The organism is Pseudomonas californiensis (assembly GCF_021147775.1).
GTDB lineage: Bacteria > Pseudomonadota > Gammaproteobacteria > Pseudomonadales > Pseudomonadaceae > Aquipseudomonas > Aquipseudomonas californiensis.
This window is the reverse complement of sequence record NZ_JAGTPK010000113.1, coordinates 1-1,519: the sequence shown is the minus strand read 5'-3', so window position 1 is coordinate 1,519 and position 1,519 is coordinate 1. Positions and strand designations below refer to the sequence as shown.

The following is a 1,519-nucleotide window of genomic DNA, read 5'->3' as shown; positions in this document are numbered from 1 at the left end:
TCGGGTCGCATCATGATCGATGGGCTCCTGAGAGAATCGGGAGCCCAGCATCTGGCATTAGCTTAGTGCTTTGAATGTGGGGTTAATGGAGCGGTTACGTTTTATTTACCTGAAGACCGCCAGGCAACTGGTGCTCAGCCTTGAGGAGGCGGCAGAAGAAATCAGTCAGCTGCGCGGGGGAATCAACGGCCCGCTTCGCATCGCTTCACCGTTGGCGTTTGGCAAGGCTTTTTTGGCTGAGGCCTGTGCCGATTTTCTTTCCAGCTACCCGGATATTCAACTGAGCGTGACGCTTGGGGACAGTCCGATAAACCTGGATGAGGGAGGCTATGACCTGGCATTGAAGGTGGGCGACAGTGATCGAATCATTTCAAAAGTGATCGCCCGCAATACGGTTTTCCTGTGCGCCAGTCCTTCTTATCTCGCCCGTAACAGCAGCCCCGTCACGCCCGATAATCTGCACGCGCACGCGTGGTTGCTTTACCGCAACCCGCTATTGAGCAGGACATTCTGGCGAGCCAGCCATCAGGGCCAGCCGTTCAAGTTTCAGTTTCCGAAAAGACCGCTGGTGGAGTGTGATAACTACGATTTTCTGTTGACCCAGGCACTGGCCGGATGCGGCCTGTTGATCGTGCCGCAGTGGAGCGCTGCGCCTCTGATCGCCCAGGGCCTGCTGGTCAATGTGCTGCCCGATTATCTGATTGACCCTGAGGCATTCGGCCCGAACCTGGTGGCGGTCTATCCAGGCCACCATCGATCCACGCGCAAGGTCATCGCGTTCATAGACCACTTGAAAGACTTTCTCTCACGTCAGGCACTCGATTAGCCACTGGCGGAGGGCGGTGCATGAGCGCGTTCACCGAGTGAGATTAAAGCTGTCTTCCAACAGAGCGTGGATGTCCTTCGCACCAAGCGGACCGTTCAGCAGGACGGTAATCCAGTGTTCTTTATTCATGTGATAAGCCGGGTAAATGCCCGGTTTTTTTCTCAGGGAGCCCACCAGTTCGGGCTCGACCTTCAAGTCGATGACATCGATGCGCTCATCTCGCTCAATGCCTATTTTTTCAGCCGGAATGTCCATGAGCAGGGCAAACCATTTGTCATTGTCCGAATGCCTGAAGACGGCATAGTCAGGAAATTTGTCCCACGGATGATCGGGTTTTGTTGCGTACTTTTTCTGCACGTAGTCAATGAATTGCTGGCGGTTCATGTGTGCTCCTTTGTCGGGATTCGACGTGCTCGATGCCCGTCTGTGAGTGGCGATTCGAATCACATGGGGTCGGCTTCGAGGCGTCACCATGCTGAATTTTCGACCCGACTCAGTCGTGATAATTCAAGAGCGGGCACTGTCGCGGCCATTGCGTCAGTTGGTGTTAAGGCCGCAATGAGAGGTGGCCAGAATCAAACCCGAAGACATGCTTGCGGATTCCACGCCATCTGGACACTCAGCCCACCAACATCCGGACACCCGTTCCACGCTCATCCGGACAGGCAGTCGGAGCGCAGCTACGCAGGTTCG

2 protein-coding genes are annotated in these 1,519 nt (G+C 55.3%); one reads left to right on the top strand and one right to left on the bottom strand.

Annotated elements, in window-relative coordinates; all coding sequences use genetic code 11:
• The first annotated feature begins 85 nt into the window (after window positions 1–85).
• A complete protein-coding gene (locus tag KDX37_RS29115; protein ID WP_231656625.1) occupies window positions 86–826 on the top strand; it encodes a substrate binding domain-containing protein in 741 nt (246 codons plus the stop codon).
• 30 nt (window positions 827–856) lie between these two features.
• On the opposite strand, the gene KDX37_RS29110 is transcribed toward KDX37_RS29115, so the two are convergent.
• Entirely contained in the window at window positions 857–1,210 is a 354-nt protein-coding gene (locus KDX37_RS29110) for an MmcQ/YjbR family DNA-binding protein (protein WP_231656624.1), read from the bottom strand.
• Between the last annotated feature and the right edge of the window lie 309 nt (window positions 1,211–1,519).

What these genes read in the sequence shown, in the direction of transcription:
- KDX37_RS29115 (WP_231656625.1), top strand. Translation starts at nt 86, where the DNA reads ATGGAGCGGTTACGTTTTATTTACCTGAAGACCGCCAGGCAACTGGTG.
- KDX37_RS29110 (WP_231656624.1), bottom strand. Translation starts at nt 1,210, where the DNA reads ATGAACCGCCAGCAATTCATTGACTACGTGCAGAAAAAGTACGCAACA.